The organism is Rhodococcus sp. NPDC127527 (assembly GCF_042672245.1).
Lineage (GTDB): Bacteria > Actinomycetota > Actinomycetes > Mycobacteriales > Mycobacteriaceae > Rhodococcus_G.
The window spans coordinates 1-2,559 of the sequence record NZ_JBHXVP010000031.1; the positions used below are offsets into that span (position 1 = coordinate 1).

Genomic DNA, 2,559 nt, shown 5'->3' on the forward strand with positions numbered 1-2,559 from the left:
TCCGGCGCCTCCTGGGTGTCGATCCACCACGGCGGCGGCGTCGGCATGGGCCGCTCCATCCACGCCGGCCAGGTGTGCATCGCCGACGGCACCGAGCTGGCCGCGCAGAAGCTCGAGCGGGTGCTCACCAACGACCCGGGCATGGGCGTCATCCGGCACGCCGACGCGGGCTACGAGCACGCGACCCAGGTCGCCGCCGAGCGTGGCGTCCGCATCCCGATGCAGGAGGCGTAACCATGTACGACGCACCCGGGCAGGACGGCCGGTGGACGGTTGTCGACAACATCGGCACCCTGGTCACCAACGATCCCGAGCTCGGCGCAGGCCCGCTCGGCCTCGTCCACGACGCCGCCGTCGTCATCGGCGACGGGCTCGTCCAGTGGGTGGGCCCCCGGTCCCGAATCCCCGAGGGCAGTGCGGGTTCGCGTTACGACCTGCGCGGCCGGGCAGTCCTGCCCGGGTTCGTCGACAGCCACGCCCACCTGGTCTTCGGCGGCGAGCGCGCCGAGGAGTTCGCCGCCCGGATGACCGGCGCCCCGTACGGGGCCGGTGGCATCCGCACCACCATCGCCGCCACGAGGGCCGCCTCGGACGCCGAGCTGGGCGCGAACGTGGCCCGACTGGTGGCCGAGTCGCTGCACTCGGGCACCACCACCATCGAGACGAAGTCCGGCTACGGGCAGTCGGTCCCCGACGAGCTGCGCAGCCTCCAGGTCGCCGCCGAACACACCGCGGAGCGGACCCTGCTGGCCGCGCACGTCACGCCCCCGGAGTTCGCCGGCCGCACCGACGACTACGTGCGGATGGTCGTCGACGAGATGATCCCCAAGTGTGCCCCGCACGCGAAGTGGATCGACGTGTTCTGCGAGGAGGGGGCTTTCGACGCCGACCAGTCGCGCGCCGTCCTCGAGGCCGGCATCGCCGCCGGGCTCACCCCGCGGGTGCACGGCAACCAGCTCAGCTACGGCGCAGGCGTTCGGTTGGCGGTCGAGCTGAACGCCGCCTCGGTGGACCATGTCACCTACACCACGGACGCCGACGTCGAGGCACTCGCGGCGAGTGACACCGTCGCCACGCTGCTGCCCGGCGCCGACTTCTCCACCCGCAACAAGTATCCCGATGCCCGCGCTCTGCTCGACGCGGGCGCGACCGTCGCGCTGGCCGCCGACTGCAACCCCGGCACGTGCTACACCACCAGCATCCCGTTCTGCATCGCGCTAGCGGTGCGCGAGATGCACATGAGCCCGGACGAGGCCGTGTGGGCGGCGACGGCCGGCGGCGCGGCGGCGTTGCAGCGCACCGATGTCGGCCGCATCACCGTCGGCGCGCGGGCCGACCTGATCGCGCTGGACGCGCCGTCGCACCTGCACCTGGCCTACCGGCCCGGGGTGGCGCTGGTGCGTGAGGTCTGGAAGGACGGGCACCGACGATGACGGATGTGGATCTGGCCCCCACGGCCTGGTCGGGGCGCGACGACGGACCGGGAGCCGAGCACCTGCGCTGGCACAGTGCCATTGCACCCCTCGCGGGCCGAACCGATTCCGGCGCAGGCGTTCTCGTCGGGTTCCGCAGCGACGAGGGGGTGCGCCGCAACAAGGGACGCCCCGGCGCCGCCGACGGCCCGGCCGCGCTGCGCCGGGCGCTCGCCTCGATGTCGCTCGCGAGCCCGGTTCGGCTGTTCGACGCCGGTGACGTCGAGGTCGCCGGCGAGGACCTCGACGGCGGTCAGGCCCGGCTCGGCTCGGCCGTGACCGACCTGCTCGACGCGGGCAGCCTCGTCACCGTCCTCGGCGGCGGACACGAGGTGGCCTACGGCAGCTATCTCGGCATCGCGAACTCGGCGGCCGTGGCATCGGGTGCCCGTCTCGGCGTGCTGAACCTCGACGCACACTTCGACCTGCGCAGCGACGCGCGGCCGAGCTCCGGAACTCCGTTCCGGCAGATGGCCGACCGCGAAACCGCGCTTGGTCGAACCCTCGACTACGCGGTGCTGGGCATCTCGCAGCCCAGCAACACCGCGGCGCTGTTCGCGACGGCGGCCGAACTGGGCGTGCGCCACCTCCTCGACGACGACTGTGCGAACCCCGCTGTCGTGGAGTCGTTCCTCGACGAGTTCCTCGACGGGGTCGACGTCGTCTACCTGACGATCGACCTCGACGTGTTGCCCGCCGCGGTCGCACCCGGGGTCAGCGCCCCGGCCGCGTTCGGTGTCCCGCTCGAGGTGATCCAGCGGGTGTGCGACCTGGTGGCACGCAGCGGCAAGCTCGCGCTGCTCGACGTCGCGGAGCTCAACCCCGGCCTCGACATCGACAATCGCACCGCGCGGACCGCGGCCCGGCTGATCCACCGGATCGTCACCACCGCGCTCGCTGGTCGGGCGTAGCCCGATCCCCCGTCGTCCCCGGCTCGACGCAGGCATGTGCCGCGTCGAGCCGGGGATCTCCATCACGAACACGTAGGCGCCGCCGCGGGCGCCCCCGTGCGCGCCAACCTTGTGGGGGTTTGGCCCGCGGGGGGGGTATAGAGATTATAGCGCCGCCTCCCCCCCCCACCCCCCGC

2 protein-coding genes and 1 pseudogene are annotated in these 2,559 nt (G+C 73.0%); all 3 read left to right on the forward strand.

What is annotated here, in order from left to right; genetic code table 11:
• Nucleotides 1-234: pseudogene (locus ACFVH2_RS24885) on the forward strand (urocanate hydratase); the annotation flags it as partial.
• 2 nt (nucleotides 235-236) lie between these two features.
• Nucleotides 237-1,433, forward strand: a complete 1,197-nt coding sequence (gene hutI / locus ACFVH2_RS24890) for an imidazolonepropionase (protein ID WP_378428727.1) — start codon at nucleotides 237-239, stop codon at nucleotides 1,431-1,433.
• On the forward strand, nucleotides 1,430-2,383 hold the full coding sequence (hutG, locus tag ACFVH2_RS24895) for a formimidoylglutamase (protein ID WP_378428725.1): 954 nt from the start codon (nucleotides 1,430-1,432) through the stop codon (nucleotides 2,381-2,383). The genes hutI and hutG overlap by 4 nt, the downstream gene beginning before the upstream one ends.
• Nucleotides 2,384-2,559: the final 176 nt, after the last annotated feature.